This is a genomic window from Rhizobium ecuadorense, from assembly GCF_001187535.1.
Lineage (GTDB): Bacteria > Pseudomonadota > Alphaproteobacteria > Rhizobiales > Rhizobiaceae > Rhizobium > Rhizobium ecuadorense.
This window is the reverse complement of record NZ_LFIO01000650.1, coordinates 1-487: the sequence shown is the minus strand read 5'-3', so window position 1 is coordinate 487 and position 487 is coordinate 1. Positions and strand designations below refer to the sequence as shown.

Below are 487 nucleotides of genomic sequence, written 5' to 3'. Positions count from 1 at the left end.
GTCCAGTAGACCGTCTCTGAGACGTTGTCCTTGCCTTCGTAATCAGGTGTGGATTTGCGGGTGCGGACATCATACTTCCCGCGCGCTACGCCGTTGGCAAGTGTCCGGCGCACCGCCTGCGGTGAATTCGAAGTCAGGTCGATCGTGCCAAGCGAGAGCCATGTGCTGCTGGTCGAGAGTTTGTACTGAACCTCCACCCACACGGTATAATAAACGCGATTGCCTTTCGACGTGTATCGATAGGTTCCGTTCGGCGCGCTCACATCAACCGAGATCTCGTCGATGTCGTCCGCCGTCGTCCGCTCGACCCATCCGGTAGGACCGTCGAGGAGAACGGAAACGTCCTCCTGATAGACTGGCTTTGTGTAGAGCGTAAGCGGTGTAGCGGTGTGGTCCTCAATGATCTCGATGTTCAGATTTTCGAACTTCGATATCGGCGTCTCACCAATCTTCAAATCGGATACGGCGATCGGCCCGTAGCCGACAA

General features: G+C 56.1%; 1 protein-coding gene. It reads right to left on the bottom strand.

Features of this window, described 5'->3' with window-relative positions:
• On the bottom strand, nucleotides 1–487 hold a 487-nt coding region (gene gpJ / locus AF337_RS12725; protein WP_425287888.1), incomplete at both ends, for a TipJ family phage tail tip protein.